Source organism: Stutzerimonas stutzeri, from assembly GCF_002909485.1.
Taxonomy (GTDB): domain Bacteria; phylum Pseudomonadota; class Gammaproteobacteria; order Pseudomonadales; family Pseudomonadaceae; genus Stutzerimonas; species Stutzerimonas stutzeri_AH.
Map to the genome: position 1 here is coordinate 361,659 of NZ_PPXG01000001.1, position 16,262 is coordinate 377,920.

Sequence of the window (16,262 nt, forward strand, 5' to 3'; positions counted from 1 at the left end):
ACCGTGCTCAGCGACTGCTGGCGAGGGTGATCGAAACCGAGTCGGCAAAGCGCAGCGCGTGGGGCTTGTCGACTTCCACCTCGGCGTAACTCACCGCCGGATGAGTCATCACCAGGTCGAGGATTTCCTGGGTCATGCGCTCGAGCAGGGCGAAGCGGTTCAGCTCCACATGGCGAATGATCGCCTTGGTGATGGTGCGGTAGTTGAGCGCCAGCCCGATGTCGTTATCGCGCACCGCCTCGACGGCGGGGTAGAGGATATTCAGGTTGATCAGCACATCCTGGCGGTTATGGATCTCGTCCTCGTTGATGCCAATGTAAGTGCGCAGGCGTAGGTCCTTTACCCGGATGCGCGCCATGCCCGGTTCCAGACGCGGCATCACTGCCCCCTCCCGATCAGCTGGAGGAATTCCATCCGAGTGTTGCAGGAGTTGCGGAAGGCACCGAGCATCACGGAGGTGTTCATTACCGAGTTCTGCTTCTCCACGCCGCGCATCATCATGCACATGTGCTTGGCTTCGATGACCACGGCAACACCAGCGGCGCCGGTGACTTCCTGAATGGCTTCGGCGATCTGGCGGGTCAGGTTTTCCTGAATCTGTAGGCGGCGGGCAAACATGTCGACGATTCGCGCGATCTTGGACAAGCCCAGTACGCGCCCGGTGGGGATGTAAGCCACATGGGCCTTGCCGATGAAGGGCAGTATGTGGTGCTCGCACAGGGAGTACAGCTCGATGTCCTTGACGATGACCATCTCGTCGTTGTCCGAGGCGAACAGCGCGCCGTTGACGATCTCCTCCAGGCTGCGGTTGTAGCCGCCGCACAGGTATTGCATCGCCTTCGCCGCGCGTTGCGGCGTGTCGCGCAGACCTTCGCGCTCCGGGTCTTCGCCTACGCCGGACAGTATTTCGCGGTAATGACCAGGCAAATCGTTCATGACGGGTTCCTTTCGTAAGACGGACGCGACTGCTGTGGAAGAGTCGAGGTGAACTCTGGATGTGATAAAGCTATACGAATACTAGTTATTGTACAATTAAATGTACAAGAATATTCTGCTCCAAATAGACGAAGCCCAGGCTTTGCGGTCAACCGGGCGTTGCTTGCGTTCTGGGCAGCGCAAGATTCTGAATCTGTACAGGTATCCGAGTATGAAACCGGGCATGTCGAGGCTTGGGCTGCGTATTGCGCTATGTCGCGGCCGAGTAGAGCGGGTCGAGCTGCATGGTCTGCGCTGCTGCGGGTACAGCGCCTGGGTGGTCGAGCGCAGCGGTTGCCGCCGGCAGTTCGGCGATGGCCAGCGCAACGTCTGGATTGACCTGGGCAGCTTGAAGCGGGTGCTTCGGGCGTGCGGTGTGCTTGAAGTCTACTGGCGGCAGCCGGTCAGCCATGACGAAATGATCGGCCGCCCGGCTGCTGTGGAGTTCGGGCTCGGCCTGCGCATGCCGCTGCTCGCCGAGAACTAATGGTGATCTTCGGTTGTGCCGTCAGTGTTCGACGGCTTCTGCGGGACGTTGCACTGGGTGGCGCAACGATTCGCACCGTCGGGATGCGGCAGCCAATCCAGATGGGGGCGTAGTACGGCGAACAGCTGGTAACCGAGCAGTAGCAGCGGGCGCATTGGCCGCCAGCCGAGCGGTGCGGCCCAGCGACCGTGGCCCGCCAGGCGCCAGCTCCAGTATGTGGCGTCCACGCCGATCAGCCAGCTGCCGCTGGCGCTGCGCGCATGCAACCGTCGGCGAAGCTGCGCCAGATCCCGGTCGAGCCCCTCGGGATCGAAGTCCGCCGCGCTGATATCCACCAGCAGCAAACGCCCTGGCTTGGCGCTGCGTTCCAGCCAGCGAATCTCGCGCGCGCAGAGCGGACAGTTGCGATCGACATAGAGCGTCAGGGGCAGATCGGGCGTCATTTCATCGCACCTCGGGTTTGTACAACGTTTGTAAAGGGTATGCGGCGAAACGCTGGGTTACAATCTCGGAATTATCTTCAAGCGAGCCGCCCCATGACCGATTCTTCCGGCGCTTCGACCCTGGCTTCGAACGCCTTCGAGCAGCAGGATCTATTCCCTATCCGTGAAGTTTCCCGCCTGACCGGCGTCAACCCGGTCACTTTGCGCGCGTGGGAACGCCGCTACGGGCTGATTCGGCCGACGCGTACGGACAGCGGTCATCGCCTGTACTCGATGGCCGACGTGGAAGCGGTACGCAGCATCCTTTCCTGGACCGAACGTGGGGTGGCCGTTAGCAAGGTTGGCAGCATCCTGGCGCGCAGCGCGGCGACCCGCGAGGCCGAGGAGCCCACTGCAACGCCCAGCGGTGAGTGGAGCGAATGGCAAGGGCAACTGCGTGACGCTGTGAATGGCTTCGACGAGGCGCGCCTGGAGCAGCTGTATGGCCAGGTCTTCTCCACCTATCCACTGGCTGTGGTTTTTCAGGATGTTCTGTTGCCGGTTTGGCAGGAGCTTCTGCTGCGTCAGGATGAGTTCGGCGGCACCAGCGAGTGGCTCTTCCTCGACGCTTTTTTGCGTGCACGGGTGCTGCAGCGTCTGCAACTGGCGCGTATGCCTGGCGGCGAGCGTGTGCTGCTCGCGGCCATGCCCGGCCAGTGCCGCGAGTTGGAACTGCTGGTCGCAGGGCTGATGTTGAGCGGCGACAGCCTCACCGTCAGCGTGCTACCGATCGGCCAGCCCCTCGAAGAGCTTGCGCTGGTCTGCGACAAGATGAAGCCGCAGGGGCTGGTGCTGTTCTCCAACGTTCCCCATGGCGAGGCGCAGCTGCGTCAGCTCAACAAGCTCTCACTGGGCCTCGATTGCCCGCTGGCGCTTGCTGGCGAGGCGGCCGAACTGGGCCGTGAGGCCCTAGCGGGTACGCCAATAGCGTGCCTGGGCAATTCTGGCAAGCTCATGCAACGCCGCCTGCGGCAGTTTCTCGCCGGTCAGCTGGATACCTGAGCGGTGCGTTTGGCTGTTCGGCAAAAGGAGATCAATCCATGACGCCAGCCAGCGTTCCGTCTGCCGTGATACCGCAGCGACATGTTCTGCCCAATGGGTTGCGACTGGGCTTTATCCAGCAGCCCGCGGGTAGCCAGGCCGCAGCCCTGGTTCGCGTAAATGCGGGGGCGCACGATGCGCCGAGCGAATACCCGGGGCTGGCGCATTTCCTCGAGCACCTGCTGTTTCTGGGCAGCCATGCCTTTGCGCCGGCACAGAGCCTAATGCCCTTCGTGCAGGGGCGAGGCGGGCAGCTCAATGCGTCGACCCGTGAGCGCCACACCGACTTCTTCTTTCAGGTGTCGGCCGATGCCTTCGAAGGCGCACTCAAGCGTTTGCTCGATATGCTCGCCCGGCCGCTGCTCGACGAGGACGCGCAGCTGCGAGAACGCGAGGTTTTGCAGGCAGAATTTCTGGCCCGTGGGAGGGATCGGGAAACGCTGTGCGACACCGCTATCGGTACGGCGCTTGCCCTACACCCCTTTTGCGCCTTTCACGCAGGCAATCGCGACACGCTGCCGGTAGAGACGCCTGCGTTTCAGCAGGCGCTGCACGGGTACCACCGACGCTTCTATCACACGGGGCAGATGGAATTGCTGGTCGCCGCGCCCTGCAGTCTCGAACAGGTGCTGGAGCTGCTGCATTGCGTTGAATGCCGGCTGCCTATTGCATCGGCGGTAGAGCGAACGGTTCCGCCGCTGCAGGCGAACGGCGATGCCACGTTGCATCTGAGAGTCGACGGCGAACAGCCCTGTCTGGATATGGCATTCGCGCTGGATGGCCTGCCGGCTGAAACCGCGGTGGCGCTGGATATCCTGGGAACATGCATGGCTTCCCAAGCCAGTGGCAGTCTTTTCGCGGTCATGGGCGAGGCGCGCTGGTGCAACGCGCTGAAGCTACGGGCGCCGTACTGGCATGACGGACAAGGTGTGGTCGTCCTCGAGTTTCAGCTGACCGAGCAGGGCATGGCGGATCGCGCGCAGGTTGTCGCAGCCGTTCGAGACTGGCTGCACTTTATGACGGTGAATGCGCCCTGGTCCGAGCTGTGGAATGAATACGTGCAGATCAGACGACGCGAGCTGCTGGGCAAGGAGCCGTTGGCGCTGTTGCGCTATTGGATCGATCCGGCAGCCTGGGCTCCATCCACCGACTCCGAAGGGGTACAGCATGCGCTCAGGGCGCTGGGTGCCAAGCTCGACAGCTGCGAGCCAATCATTCTCACAGCAGATGACAAAGACGGTGAATGTGGCGAGCGAATCGATACGGTAGGTGCTGGTTTTGCGCTACAGCTGACCTCGGAACCGCTGCCGACTGTTGATCGGCGGACCTGGCAATGGCGGCTGCCCGAACATAATCCCTGGCTCAGTGAGCACGTGCGGCGATGGGTGGCGCCGGTGGTGTCACCATCGCTGTGTTGGCTCGAACATGGCGATGGTGCGAGCGGGCAGGGCGCGTTGTTTTTGCGTTGGCGCTTCGCCAACGGTCAGCCGGCAGCCGGCTTATGGCACTGTCTGCAGGCCGCGTTGCGAGCACACGCTCATGCCGCTGCACAAGCCGGGGTAGAGCTACGTTTCGAAGATCACGGGCGCAGCTGGAGCCTGGCGCTGATTGGCTATGCCGAGACGCTACCGCTCATTCTTAGGGACTTGCTTGTGATTCTGAAAACACCACCAGCCGGTGCGTTCGATGAAGGTGCGCGACTCCTCAGCAAGGCCGAACGGCCATGCGCCGACGAGATACTCATACGGCAGTTGCTGCGCCGGATTCCAGTTCTGCTCGAGCCGACGATGCAAGCCGCTGATCTTCCTCCGCATCAGGTGCTGCTCGATCAAACCTGGCAGCAGTTGCGTTGGGATGCCCTGGCCATCGGTTTACCAGCTCATTTGAGCGGACCGCTGCAGGATATTCTCGATGCTGTGCCCGGTGTGCCCGGTGTGCCCGGGGCGCCTGATCGGGTCAGCAGTGAACGATCCGGCGACTTGCCGCGCTACCAGTGGTCCCGCTTCGGCGAGTCAGGTGAAGAGACGGCCTTGGTATTGTTTTGTCCACTGCCTGATCGAACGGCCGCCACTGAAGCGGCCTGGCGGCAGCTTTCGCAGCTCATGGAAGGTGCGTTCTTCCGCCGGCTGCGCAGCGAGCTGCAACTTGGGTACGCGGTGTTTTGCGGCTTTCGCCAGTTCGGCGAGCGGCTCGGCATCGTTTTCGCCGTGCAGTCTCCCAGCGCTTCGGCTGCGGAAATTCTGTGGCATATCGAAGCCTTTCTCGACGCCTTCGCTGGCAACCTGACAGCGCAAATCGGCGAGATGTCACTCGGCGACGGTTCGGTTCCCACACAAAGCGATGACTTGCGACGGAGCGCCGAGCGCATCTGGCAAGCGCACTTGGCCGGTGGTGACAACGGTCATCCCGCTGCCGTGGCTGCTGCAATGGCTGTGCTCCAGCCTCAGGACATTCGTGACCAGCTACAGGGCCTGCGAGCCGCCGTGGGCGGTTGGTGTGTCGTAGCGAATGCAGACGCGCCGGACGCACGCTGGCAGCAACGCTGACTGGCCAGCCCTGCTGCCTGCGCAAAGCACGGCAGAAACGCCCCTTCCACCTGCAGCAGCACTGGCCCGTGGTTCCTCAGCCGGTAGGCGCGCTGCTTTGGGCGTAGTACCTAAGCCCACGCCAGCCAGGCCCTGGGATGACATGCTTTGCACGCAGGACGGCCCCCGCAGCGAAAGTACTAGCCTTTCGCCGCCATCGAAGCGTATGTGCGCTCTGATGGCCTTTCGATAATCGCTCCCGTCACGACTGCTTGTCGTCATTACCGCGGAGAGCGCCATGCACAACAACAAGAAAGCCGTATCAACCCTGCTACCACTGGCCCTTGCCAGTGCCGTCGCCATGACCGTAAGCCAATCGGCACTTGCCGAAATCATGCTTTACGATGAAGGGGACACCACCTTCGCCGTAGATGGTTACTTCAACACCTTCTACGTCCACAGCGACATCGAACGGGATGGCGAGCAGTTCGACCGCAAGCAGTCGCGGGTGAAAATGGGCTTTCTGCCCAACTGGATCGGCTTCAACTTCGGCAAACAGGTCGGCGACCTCAAGCTGGGCGGACGCTCCTCTTTCTGGGTAACGATCAACGACAGCGACACCAATGGCACCGAAACCGGCATCGACGTTCGTCAGTTCTATGCCACCGCCGGCAACGAGCAGTGGGGTGAAGTGCTGTTCGGTAAGGACTTCGGTCTGTTCGGTCGTTCCAACATCCTGCTCGACGAGATGCTCAGCGGCTACGGCCAGGTCAGCGACACCCTGGGTCTGGTCGATGGCGGCGGCGTCTCCTTCGGCAACATCGGTACTGGCTACCCATACCCGTTCCCGACTTCGCAGATCACCTACCGCTCGCCGAAAATGAGCGGCCTGCGCATCGCTGCAGGCATCATGGACCCGGTGGACACCACCGAAGACACTACATCCACTCTGGATAAGGCCTACCAGGATGCACCTCGTTTCGAAACCGAGGTGACCTACGAGTTCGAACTGGGCGGTACTCAGTTCTATACCTGGATCAACGGTATGCAGCAGAGCTCGGACAACACCGACAGCAGCATCGACAAGGTCGACTCCAAGGGGCTGGGCTACGGTGTGCAAGCCAAGATGGGCAGCCTATCGCTGACCGCTTCGGGCTTCCAGGCCGAGGGCATCAATCCGTTCTTCACCAATAACGCTAACAAGGCTTTCCTGCGCGAGGTCGATACCGACGGCTATCTGCTGCAGGGCTCCTATCGCTTCGGTAAGAACCGCGTGGCGTTGTCTTACGGCAAGACCAAAGACGATGGCAACGGATTGGGCAGTGCAGCCGATTATGAAACCCGCGGCGTAGCTTTCTTCCACAGCATCAACGACAACCTGACGCTGGTGGCCGAGCTGAACCAGTTCGAAATCGAAGGTCGCGACACTCCAACCCTGGACGAAGAAACCCGTACCTTCGCTGTGGGCGCGGCGCTGAGCTTCTAAGTCGCTGGAACAGGGCGCGGATGGCAGCCGAACCGTAGGTCGTGCCATCCGTTGCGATGCAGTGCAGTGTACGTTGATCGTCCCCACGCCCTGACTGCAGCGGTTACCGCTGTATCCTGAAAGGCTGGCACCCGTGAGGGGCCAGCCTTTTCGCTGTCTGCACATCCCGAGAGAATTGCTGCCGGCAGCGGAACTGTTTGCTGCCTGCGTTGTTTCGTCGCGGTGCTACCTAGGCAGGTCTTTTCCGGTACTCAAGTAGCATTTTCGTCCCATATGCCCTGCCCAAGAATGGGGTCATCCGATTCAAGTGGTGCGGGGTGCCGTGCGTGACCGATGAACAAGGTGAAGTAATCCGCACGGCGATGTCCGACGCTCGGCTGGCCGAGACGGTGGCGCAGGATCTGGCGCGTCAACTGATGCACCCGCATCTGGGCTTCGTGCTGTTTTTCTGTTCGGCTGAATATGACCTGCCGGCGCTGGGCGATGCGCTGCGCCAGTACTTTGGTGGTGTGCGTCTGGTTGGTTGCACGTCGGCGGGCGAGATCACCTCGCAAGGCTATGGTCGCAGCTGCGTGACGGCAGTTGGCTTCGACCATCGCAGTTTTTCCATCGCCTGCGAGCTTATCGACGAGATGGATCGCTTCAGCCTCATCGAAGCGCAGCAGCTGGTGGAGCGTCTGGGGAGCGATTGCCGCAGCAATTCGCTGGCGCCGATCAAGGACCACAGCTTTGCGCTGACCCTGCTTGACGGGCTGTCCAGTCGCGAGGAGATCGTGCTCTCCGCGCTCAGCGCCGCCTTCGGCAGCATTCCACACTTTGGCGGTTCGGCTGGTGACGACAACCATCTAAGCGATACCTACGTGTATTACGACGGCCGCTTCTACAGCAATGCGGCCATCGTGGTGTTGATCAACACCTGGCTGGATTTCGAGGTGTTCACCACCCATCACATCCTGCCGCTCGAGGACAAGCTGGTGGTGACCCGCGCCGATAGCAACAGCCGTCGGGTCTATGAGCTGAATGCTGAGCCGGCCGCCGAGGAATATGCACGGCTGATTGGCGTGCCGGTCAGCGATCTCGACCATAGGCTGTTTGCCGCGCACCCGCTGGCGGTGCGTATCAACGAGCACTACTACGTTCGCTCGATCCAGAAGGTCAACGAGGACATGAGCCTGACCTTCTATTGCGCGGTGGAGAACGGCATCGTGCTCACCGCCATGGAACCCGGCCCGCTGATGCCGAACCTGGAAGCTCTGTTTCAGCGTCTGGAGCAGCGCCTCGGCCCGCCGCTGCTCACGATTGGGTGCGACTGTTTTCTGCGTCGCCTGGAGATCGAGGCCAACGACACCAGCGAGCAAACCTCGGCTTTTCTCCGACGCCAGCAGGTGATCGGCTTCAACACCTACGGAGAGCAGTTCAATGGCATGCACATCAACCAGACCTTCACCGGTGTCGCCATTGGCCGACCGGGAGGCCGGGCAGGTCGCTGAGCTGTTGGCGCGTCAGGCCGAACTCGAGCGCGAAAACCTCAAGCTCAAGCGGATCAATGCCGCACTCATCGAACGCGTCGAATCCAGCGGTGCCGGCCGCGATGCCTCCTACGCGGCCTTCCAGCATTCTGTGGAACTGGCCGAGCAAGTGCGCGAGCGCACCGATGCGCTGAATCAGGCGATGGCCGAGCTCAAGGGCAGCAACCAACTACTCAGCGATGCGCGTTTACGTGCAGAAACCGCCCACCAGCACTTGGTAGATGCCATCGAGAGCATTTCCGACGCCTTTGTGCTGTTCGACCGAGACCAGCGCATCGTTCTGTTCAACCGTCGTTTCAAGTCGCTATGGACACGCACGCGCGCGCGCATCAACGCCGGCACACGCCTGGCGGAAGTGCGGCGGCTGGCCGAAAGCACTGGGCTGATCGTCGAAGAGCACCGTGGCAAGGGCGATGAGCCGACGGTGTACCGGCTGAACACCGGCCGTTGGGTTCAGGTCAGCGAACGGCCGACTCGCGAAGGTGGGCTGGTTATCCTCTATACGGATATCACCGAAGTAAAAGTCAGCGAGACCATGCGCCGCGAGCAGGCACTGGCGCAGAAGTCGCGGCTGTTGCAGCGCGCCGTGGATAACCTGTCCCAGGGCGTGGCGATGGTCAGTGCCGAGGGTGCTCTGGAATTGTGGAACCGGCGCTTTCTCGAGCTCTGCGGGCTGGCGCCGATCGAGGCGCATCGGCCGTTCGAGGAAGTCATGGCCGACAGCGAGCTGACCCTGCTTACGCCCAACAGCCGAGATGCCCGCGGCCGGCCGATTCGCGAGCTGGAGCAGCGCCTGTTCGATGGCCGTGTATTGGAAATCCGCACCCATGCACTGCCCACCGGCGGCTTCGTCAATACCTTCACCGACATTACCGAGCGTTATCGCCATGCCGAGGCGCTGCGCGAAAGCGAGCGCTGGATCCGCCTGATCACCGACCATGTGCCGGCGCTGATCGCCTATGTCTCGGCCGATCTCACCTACGAGTTCACTAACAAGGTCTACGAAGAATGGTACCGCTGGCCCAGCGACGGCATGCTCGGTCAGTCCTTGCGCGAAGTACACAGCGGCGAGCACTGGCGGCAGCTGGAGCCTTACATCGACCGCGCGCTGTCGGGCGAAAGCGTCAGTTTCGAAATGGCCGAGCGCAATCATGCTGGCCAACAGCGCTACATGCTGCGTTCCTACGTGCCGAACCGGCAGGCCAATGGTGAGGTGGCCGGTATTTTCGTGCTGATCCAGGACATCACCGATCGCCGACGCACCGCCGAGGCACTGCACCAGGCCTATCAGAACCTCGAACAGCGGGTGCGTGAGCGCACTGCCGAACTCACCAGCCTCAACGATCAGCTACTGCGCGAGATCGACGAGCGCAGCCACGTCGAAGCACGTCTGCGCGAAGCCAAGCGCGAGGCGGAAGTGGCCAACCTGTCCAAAACCAAGTTCCTCGCCGCGGTCAGCCATGACCTTCTGCAGCCGCTGAATGCAGCCCGACTGTTTACCAGTGCCTTGCTCGAGCAACCAGGCGCGCCCAACGGCGGGTTGATCCGCAATATCAGTAATTCACTGGAAGACGTTGAAAACCTGCTGGGCACGTTGGTTGATATTTCCAAGCTGGATGCCGGCGTGATCAAGCCGGATATCGCCCCGTTTGCTGTCAGCGAGCTGCTGGAGAATCTTGCCGCGGAGTTTCGTCAGATCGCCGGGGCTGAGCAACTGCAGTTGGACTTCATTCCCTGTTCCGCGCTGGTGCGCAGTGATATCCAGCTGCTGGCGCGCATCCTGCGCAACCTCCTGACCAACGCCATTCGCTATACGCCGCAGGGGCGTGTGCTGCTGGGCTGCCGCCGGCATCGGCAGAGCCTGTCCATCGAGGTATGGGATACCGGGGTAGGTATCGCTTCGGACAAGCTTGAGGAGATCTTTCACGAGTTCAAGCGCGGGGAGGGCGTACGGCCCAACCAGGACCGCGGCCTGGGGCTCGGCCTGGCGATCGTGGAGAAAATCGCGCGCATGCTCGGCCATCGCATTCGGGTTAGCTCGCACCCGGGGCGTGGCTCGTGCTTCGCCATCGACGTGCCGCTGGCCAAGCGTGCACCCAAGGCACGGCCGGAGCCAAGTACGACCGAGCTGGTACTGCAGCGGTTGCAGGGGGCTCGGGTATGGGTGCTGGACAACGATACGGCGATCTGCGCCGGCATGCGCACGCTGCTGGAGGGTTGGGGTTGCAAGGTGATCACGGCGCTGTCCGAGGAGGATCTGGCGCGGCAGGTAGACAACTTCCATGCCGAAGCGGACCTGATGATCGCCGACTATCACCTGGACAACGGCCACACTGGCATCGACGTGGTTGCCACCGTCAACGCACGACGCGCCAGCCCGTTACCGGCACTGATGATCACCGCCAACTACAGCAACGAACTTAAGCAGCAGGTTCGCGAATTGGGTCATATGCTGATGCACAAGCCGGTGCGGCCGATGAAGCTGAAGACTGCCATGTGCCACATGCTCGAACATGGCAGCGCCGGATAACTATGCGATCCCATACAGACCAGACCACGCAATCGCCCCGAGGTCGGGCCTCCCATAAAGGCACCACGAGCTGCACAAAGCTGTGGGAGGCGCGCCCTCGCGGCGATGCTCTTCAAGCTTCAAGCTTCAAGCTTCACGCTTGCAGCTTCGCGCGCTCCCTCGTCCAAATCCCGCGTCCCGGAAGCCGCTCACGGTCATGAGGTCGATCAAATCCAGCAAGCGGGCCCTTCGGCACGATGCCATTGGCGTTGATCTGCCGATGGCTGGCGTAGTAGTGATTCTTGATGTGAGTGAAATCCACCGTTTCGGCGATTCCGGGCCACTGGTACAGCTCGCGTAGCCAGTTCGACAGGTTCGGATAATCCTCGATGCGACGCAGGTTGCACTTGAAGTGCCCGTAGTACACCGCATCGAAGCGCACAGCTGTGGTGAACAGGCGCCAATCGGCTTCCGTGAGATATTCGCCAGTCAGATAGCGTTGTTTGCCAAGACGCCGCTCGACCCAATCGAGCTCGTGAAACAGCTCTTCGAATGCCTCTTCGTAGGCGTCCTGAGTGGTCGCGAATCCGGCGCGATACACCCCGTTGTTGATTGCCGGGTAAATCCTCGCGTTGAGTGCGTCGATCTCGCCGCGTAGCGGTTCGGGGTAGAAATCCAGCTGCGAGCCGGTCAGCTCGTCGAACGCGCCGTTGAAAATGCGGATGATCTCGGCGGACTCATTGTTGACGATGCAGTGGCGTTCCCGATCCCACAGGATAGGAACCGTCACGCGGCCAGAGTAGCCCGAGTCATCGCGGGTGTAGCGTTGATGCAGATATTCAAGGCCGTCCAGCGCGTCGCCGCTGGAGCCGGTGGCCTTGTCGAAGGTCCAGCCGTTCTCCGCCATCAGCCAGCTGACCACAGACACGTCGATCAGCGTCTCCAGACCTTTGAGCTTGCGGTAGATCAGTGTGCGGTGAGCCCAGGGGCACGCTAGCGCAACGTACAGGTGATAGCGCCCGGGCTCGGCCGGATAGCCGGCCTTGCCGCCGGGCCCCGGCGAGCCGTCCCGGGTGATCCAGTTGTGGCGCTTGGAGTGTTCGCGTTCGAACCTGCCATCTCTGCTTGAATACCAGCGGTCGTGCCACTGGCCATCGATAAGTAATCCCATTTTGTCCTCCTGTTACAGCATAGGAGGGCAGTCTAGGAAGCATCGTTCGATTGATGTGACCGAATGGCGGGTTAATCCTATCGCTTAAATTGATGAATGGCGGGCCTGCCAGAAACGTTGCGCTTGCTCGAAAGCCGCGTCCCGCGTCTCGCCAAGACCTCGCATGGCAAGGGCCATGGTGGCGATCACGGCGAGTTCACCGTACGCATCTTCCTGCTCGCCTGCCCAGACTGCGAGCAGCTGCTGCGGGTCGAGCAGTGCGGGCTTTACGTGGCGCCGCTCGGACAGCGCGGGCCATTCCTCGTCCCATGGCGTACCGCCAGTGGTGCCATAGAGGTGGGAGATGTTGTCCGGGTTCATCTCGATCTCGCCGCCTTCGCCTTTGATGACGATGGCATGGTCGCCGAGCAAGGTGCTGGCCTGGCGGTGCGTATCCTGATAACCCGGATGAAAGATGCTCTGCAGACCGCAGCGGGCGCCGAGTGGGTTGAGCAGGCGCGCCAGTGAGTGAACCGGTGAGCGCAGGCCGAGCAGGTTGCGCATGTCGATCATGCGCTGCAACACCGGCATCCATGCGCCCAGCGGAATGAACGCGAGATTGTGCTGGTCCAGAGCGGCGCCTACCTGCTGCCAGCCGCCGCAGTGGTGGATGCCGAGCAGCGCCAGTTGCTGTTCGGTGTAGATGCGACCGGCAGTGTGCGCACCACCGCCGTGCAGCAGGATGCGCACGCCGTTGTTGGCGAGGCATTTGGCTGCAAGCAGATACCAAGGCAGATGGCGCTTCTTGCCGGCATAGCTCGGCCAGTCGAGGTCGACAGCGATAGCCGGCGCCTGCGCGCGCTCGCGTACGGCCTCGGTGAAGCCGGCCAACTCTTCGGCACTTTCTTCCTTGTGGCGCAGCAGCATGAGGAAGGCGCCGAGCTGAGCGTCTTCGACTTTGCCGTCGAGCAGCATGCCCATTGCTTCGCGAGCTTCCTCACGGGTCAGGTCGCGGGCGCCACGCTTGCCCTTGCCGAGGACACGCACGAAGGCGGCGAAAGGATGTTCTGCTGGGGTTTCGATGTTCATAGGCAATTGCTCGGTTTCGGCAGCCCGGCCAGCTTGGCGGCCAGTTTGGCGGGGGTGCCTTTGAACAGGCGGTTGAGGTGCAGGCTGTTGCCTTTCTCCGCGCCGAGCTTGAGCGCGGTGTACTTGATCAACGGGCGCGTGGCCGGCGATAGCTGAAATTCTGCATAGAACTCGCGCAGCAGCCACAGGATTTCCCAGTGATCGGCTTCCAGTGCCAAGTCTTCACGGTCTGCCAGCGCTTCGGCAACGGGTTCGCTCCAGTCAGCCAGATCGACCAGAAAGCCGTCCTTGTCCAGCGCGATCTCGCGCCCTTCGACTAACAGGCTCATAGCCAGCTGTTGACCCGCTGGTAGCGGCAGGTCAGTTCGACGAAACCGGCATAGTTCAGCAATTGCACACGAGCGGGCAGGGCATCGAGCGCACGGGCCTGCACGTCTTCTTCAAGTGCGAACAGCGCGACCTGCTCAGGCAGTTGCTCCAGCTCGGTCGCGGGTTTAGTTCCGGCCGTCAGGGCGTAGGTTGCGTCGCCGGTCAGCAGCAGCGCGTCGGTGTCACCTAGCAGCGGCAGACAGCTGCTGAAGCGGCCGTCGCTGAAGGGCGAATGGGAAAGCATATGCAAAGTGGCCATCAGATCGTGATCACATAGTCATAGCGGTTGATCAGGGTGCTCAGGTCGGTGTCGTCGAGGATTTCGACTGGCAGCGCCAGAGAGGATTCATCCAGGTTGCGCTCGGCCAGGCTGCGGCGAGCGAGGAACAGCGCGTCGACACCGAACAGCGGCAGTGCCTGTAGATTCGCGGTCAGGTCCTTTTGCTCGAGCGCCGCTGCCTGTTGTGCGGCGGCAAGCTGAAATACGCCGTCATCGAGAAACAGCAGCCCCAGCGGCAACTCGAAGGCGCCTCCGGCCAGCACGATGTCCAATGCCTCGCGGGCCGAGGGGCCGGACCAGGGCGCCTGGCGACTGATGATCAGCATGGATCGGGCCATCAGTGACCTCCAAAACAGACGAGACGGTCGGCATGCTGCGCCGCCTCATGCAGCTGGCCCAGCCCGGAAAGCTCCCAGCCAGCCGCAAGGTTCGCCGCCGGGCGTTGATAACGCTGTGCTTCGCCGGTATCCAGTACGCCCCGGCGCAAGCCGGCGGCGATGCAGACCACGCCATCCAATTGGTTGTTCGTGACGAAGTGGCTCCATTCGGCGGCTACGTTCAGTTCATCCTGTGCCGCCACGACGTTCGCCGAGGCGCTGTGCACGCCGTCCTGATAGAAGAACAAACGGCTGATCTCGTGACCGCCAGCCAGCGCGGCTTCGGCGAAGCGCAGCGCTCTTCGCGCGGCGGGCGAGTGGGGCGGGGCGAACAGGGCGATTACGAATTTCATCGGGGCACCATTGCGAAACAGTCGACATGATACGCGAGCCGCGCGGATGGAGAATCCATCGTCGTCTATTCAAGCGTTCGTCGGTCGGCGAAGGTCTGCGACGGTGTTGGAGCTCAACGGTAGACTGAGGCGCAGCGCGCCGGCCGATTTGGCCAGCATTGCCCGCGTCTTCGCCACTCCGGTAGATTGGCCGGCTTTCTGCCCGTTACCGGGCTTGGTCGTATGGATATCCCATGTCTGCTTCCGACGCTTGCGCGTTGCCTGATTCCGTTTACCGTCAGCCTGGCTTCCTGCCTTTTCTGATCAGTCGCGTACTGGCCATGTTCGCTGTTCAGATTCTTGCCGTCGTGGTGGCGTGGCAGGTGTATGACATGACCGGCGATCCGCTGTCACTGGCCTACGTCGGCCTGGCGCAATTCGTGCCTATGTTTCTGCTGCTGATGCCGGCTGGCGACATGATCGACCGCTATGATCGCAAGCGCATCCTCGCGTTGAGCTGGGGGCTCGAAGCGATCTGTGCGGCGGCTTTGCTGTACCTGTCGCTTACCAGCGCCGCGGTGGCAGGTTTTTACCTCGTGCTGGTTTTCTACGGCTGCGCCCGTGCCTTTACCGCGCCGGCATTGTCGAGCCTTTTGCCGCAAATCGTGCCCCGTGAACGTCTCGCCGCTGCAATTGCTGCCAACAGTATGATCGTGCGCGGTTCGACCATTGCCGGGCCGGTGTTCGGCGGCGGTTTGTACGCGCTGGGTGGTGGCGGACTGACCTATGGAGCTTGCCTGGTGTTCTTTCTTGCCGCCATTGCATTGCTGCAGCGCGTGCCGGTGCGCTATGGCGAGGCTATGCAGGCACTTGAAGCCACGGCGTGGCAGCGTTTTACGGCAGGAATTCGCTTCATTCGTTCGAGGCCGATCATCCTCGGGACCATCTCGCTGGACCTGTTCGCTGTCTTGCTCGGCGGTGTGGTGGCGCTGTTGCCGATTTACGCCAAGGAAGTGCTGGAAGTGGGGCCCACCGGCCTAGGCGCACTGCGCAGTGCCATGGCTCTGGGCGAGGTGATGGTCGGCTTCTACCTGAGCACACGACCGTTCAACCGCCGTGTCGGTATGACCATGTTCATCGCGGTGGCGATCTTCGGGATCGCCAATCTGGTCTTTGCGCTGTCCAGCCTATTCTGGCTTTCGTTCGCGGCTCTGTTCATTGCCGGTGGCGCGGACATGGTCAGCATGTACATTCGCTCGTCGCTGATCCAGTTCTCTACACCCGATGCCATGCGCGGTCGAGTCAACGCCGTGAACATGCTATTCATTGGCTCGTCCAACGAGCTCGGTGAATTCCGTGCGGGCTTCAGCGCATCCTGGTTCGGGGCGGTCCCGGCGGCGCTGTTGGGTTGCTTCTGCACACTTGCAGTTACCGGGGGCTGGATGCTCGGCTTCAAGAGCTTGCGGCAGGTGGATCGCTTCGAGGACGCGGCACCACGAGCCCAGGCGGGGCGGGGCGACTGACTGCTACAAAGCTGTTGCCGATGTGTGGGCTGCCTAAACGAAAACACCCTGCGAGAGCATGGCTTTCGCAGGGTGTCGGGGAGCCCGCCGAAGCAGATTCGTCAAAGG

16 protein-coding genes are annotated in these 16,262 nt (G+C 61.9%); 7 read left to right on the forward strand and 9 right to left on the reverse strand.

From position 1 onward, the window contains the following. Window positions 1-7 precede the first annotated feature (7 nt). Together folX and folE are read right to left on the reverse strand one after the other, a co-directional pair. A complete protein-coding gene (gene folX, locus CXK91_RS01565) occupies window positions 8-379 on the reverse strand; it encodes a dihydroneopterin triphosphate 2'-epimerase (protein ID WP_103454655.1) in 372 nt (123 codons plus the stop codon). Further along, complete coding sequence (gene folE / locus CXK91_RS01570) at window positions 379-936, reverse strand: GTP cyclohydrolase I FolE (protein ID WP_103454656.1); 558 nt, start codon at window positions 934-936, stop codon at window positions 379-381. The genes folX and folE overlap by 1 nt, the downstream gene beginning before the upstream one ends. A 211-nt stretch (window positions 937-1,147) precedes the next feature. Between folE and CXK91_RS01575 the strand changes: the two genes are divergently transcribed. After that, entirely contained in the window at window positions 1,148-1,462 is a 315-nt protein-coding gene (locus CXK91_RS01575; protein ID WP_181003896.1) for a DUF6482 family protein, read from the forward strand. Here CXK91_RS01575 and CXK91_RS01580 read toward each other — a convergent pair. After that, window positions 1,459-1,905 carry a thiol-disulfide oxidoreductase DCC family protein gene (locus CXK91_RS01580; protein ID WP_103454657.1) on the reverse strand — a complete coding sequence of 149 codons (447 nt, stop codon included), beginning with the start codon at window positions 1,903-1,905 and terminating at the stop codon, window positions 1,459-1,461. The genes CXK91_RS01575 and CXK91_RS01580 overlap by 4 nt on opposite strands. 93 nt (window positions 1,906-1,998) lie before the next feature. Here CXK91_RS01580 and CXK91_RS01585 point away from each other — a divergent pair, with 93 nt between their 5' ends. The 5 genes from CXK91_RS01585 (at window position 1,999) to nahK (ending at window position 11,055) form a co-directional block, all read left to right on the forward strand. Next, window positions 1,999-2,946, forward strand: a complete 948-nt coding sequence (locus tag CXK91_RS01585) for a MerR family transcriptional regulator (RefSeq protein WP_103454658.1) — start codon at window positions 1,999-2,001, stop codon at window positions 2,944-2,946. A 38-nt stretch (window positions 2,947-2,984) separates the two neighbouring features. Next, on the forward strand, window positions 2,985-5,531 hold the full coding sequence (pqqF, locus tag CXK91_RS01590) for a pyrroloquinoline quinone biosynthesis protein PqqF (protein WP_103454659.1): 2,547 nt from the start codon (window positions 2,985-2,987) through the stop codon (window positions 5,529-5,531). 277 nt (window positions 5,532-5,808) lie between these two features. After that, window positions 5,809-6,996, forward strand: coding sequence for a porin (locus CXK91_RS01595; protein ID WP_103454660.1), 1,188 nt, complete (start codon window positions 5,809-5,811; stop codon window positions 6,994-6,996). 326 nt (window positions 6,997-7,322) lie between these two features. Continuing rightward, window positions 7,323-8,486, forward strand: coding sequence for a nitric oxide-sensing protein NosP (gene nosP / locus CXK91_RS01600; RefSeq protein ID WP_103454990.1), 1,164 nt, complete (start codon window positions 7,323-7,325; stop codon window positions 8,484-8,486). Next, complete coding sequence (gene nahK, locus CXK91_RS01605) at window positions 8,416-11,055, forward strand: hybrid sensor histidine kinase/response regulator NahK/ErcS' (protein WP_103454661.1); 2,640 nt, start codon at window positions 8,416-8,418, stop codon at window positions 11,053-11,055. The genes nosP and nahK overlap by 71 nt, the downstream gene beginning before the upstream one ends. Before the next feature lie 133 nt (window positions 11,056-11,188). Here nahK and CXK91_RS01610 read toward each other — a convergent pair whose 3' ends face one another. The 6 genes from CXK91_RS01610 to tusD all read right to left on the reverse strand — a co-directional run bounded on the left by CXK91_RS01610 (window position 11,189) and on the right by tusD (window position 14,652). Next, entirely contained in the window at window positions 11,189-12,205 is a 1,017-nt protein-coding gene (locus CXK91_RS01610) for a glutathione S-transferase family protein (RefSeq protein WP_103454662.1), read from the reverse strand. Between the two features lie 84 nt (window positions 12,206-12,289). After that, window positions 12,290-13,273: a glycosyl transferase family protein gene (locus CXK91_RS01615; protein ID WP_103454663.1), complete on the reverse strand. Its 984-nt coding sequence runs from the start codon at window positions 13,271-13,273 to the stop codon at window positions 12,290-12,292. After that, entirely contained in the window at window positions 13,270-13,602 is a 333-nt protein-coding gene (locus tag CXK91_RS01620; RefSeq protein WP_103454664.1) for a TusE/DsrC/DsvC family sulfur relay protein, read from the reverse strand. The genes CXK91_RS01615 and CXK91_RS01620 overlap by 4 nt, the downstream gene beginning before the upstream one ends. Continuing rightward, window positions 13,599-13,901 (reverse strand): sulfurtransferase complex subunit TusB, encoded by a 303-nt coding sequence (gene tusB, locus CXK91_RS01625; RefSeq protein WP_103454665.1) that lies wholly within the window; start codon window positions 13,899-13,901, stop codon window positions 13,599-13,601. Before tusB ends, CXK91_RS01620 begins: the two co-directional genes overlap by 4 nt. Next, on the reverse strand, window positions 13,901-14,260 hold the full coding sequence (gene tusC, locus CXK91_RS01630) for a sulfurtransferase complex subunit TusC (protein WP_103454666.1): 360 nt from the start codon (window positions 14,258-14,260) through the stop codon (window positions 13,901-13,903). Before tusC ends, tusB begins: the two co-directional genes overlap by 1 nt. After that, window positions 14,260-14,652 (reverse strand): sulfurtransferase complex subunit TusD, encoded by a 393-nt coding sequence (tusD, locus tag CXK91_RS01635; RefSeq protein WP_103454667.1) that lies wholly within the window; start codon window positions 14,650-14,652, stop codon window positions 14,260-14,262. The genes tusC and tusD overlap by 1 nt, the downstream gene beginning before the upstream one ends. 233 nt (window positions 14,653-14,885) lie before the next feature. On the opposite strand from tusD, the gene CXK91_RS01640 reads away from it, so the two are divergent. Further along, the gene (locus tag CXK91_RS01640; protein WP_103454668.1) at window positions 14,886-16,154 is read left to right on the forward strand and encodes an MFS transporter; all 1,269 of its coding nucleotides are present in this window, start codon (window positions 14,886-14,888) and stop codon (window positions 16,152-16,154) included. Window positions 16,155-16,262 lie beyond the last annotated feature (108 nt).

Bases quoted from the DNA above. Each gene is read 5' to 3' on its own strand.
- CXK91_RS01595 (WP_103454660.1), top strand. From the start codon at position 5,809: ATGCACAACAACAAGAAAGCCGTATCAACCCTGCTACCACTGGCCCTT.
- CXK91_RS01615 (WP_103454663.1), bottom strand. From the start codon at position 13,273: ATGAACATCGAAACCCCAGCAGAACATCCTTTCGCCGCCTTCGTGCGT.
- nahK (WP_103454661.1), top strand. From the start codon at position 8,416: ATGGCATGCACATCAACCAGACCTTCACCGGTGTCGCCATTGGCCGAC.
- pqqF (WP_103454659.1), top strand. From the start codon at position 2,985: ATGACGCCAGCCAGCGTTCCGTCTGCCGTGATACCGCAGCGACATGTT.
- CXK91_RS01585 (WP_103454658.1), top strand. From the start codon at position 1,999: ATGACCGATTCTTCCGGCGCTTCGACCCTGGCTTCGAACGCCTTCGAG.
- CXK91_RS01610 (WP_103454662.1), bottom strand. From the start codon at position 12,205: ATGGGATTACTTATCGATGGCCAGTGGCACGACCGCTGGTATTCAAGC.
- tusC (WP_103454666.1), bottom strand. From the start codon at position 14,260: ATGGCCCGATCCATGCTGATCATCAGTCGCCAGGCGCCCTGGTCCGGC.
- folX (WP_103454655.1), bottom strand. From the start codon at position 379: ATGCCGCGTCTGGAACCGGGCATGGCGCGCATCCGGGTAAAGGACCTA.
- tusD (WP_103454667.1), bottom strand. From the start codon at position 14,652: ATGAAATTCGTAATCGCCCTGTTCGCCCCGCCCCACTCGCCCGCCGCG.
- CXK91_RS01580 (WP_103454657.1), bottom strand. From the start codon at position 1,905: ATGACGCCCGATCTGCCCCTGACGCTCTATGTCGATCGCAACTGTCCG.
- CXK91_RS01640 (WP_103454668.1), top strand. From the start codon at position 14,886: ATGTCTGCTTCCGACGCTTGCGCGTTGCCTGATTCCGTTTACCGTCAG.
- folE (WP_103454656.1), bottom strand. From the start codon at position 936: ATGAACGATTTGCCTGGTCATTACCGCGAAATACTGTCCGGCGTAGGC.
- CXK91_RS01620 (WP_103454664.1), bottom strand. From the start codon at position 13,602: ATGAGCCTGTTAGTCGAAGGGCGCGAGATCGCGCTGGACAAGGACGGC.
- tusB (WP_103454665.1), bottom strand. From the start codon at position 13,901: ATGGCCACTTTGCATATGCTTTCCCATTCGCCCTTCAGCGACGGCCGC.
- CXK91_RS01575 (WP_181003896.1), top strand. From the start codon at position 1,148: ATGAAACCGGGCATGTCGAGGCTTGGGCTGCGTATTGCGCTATGTCGC.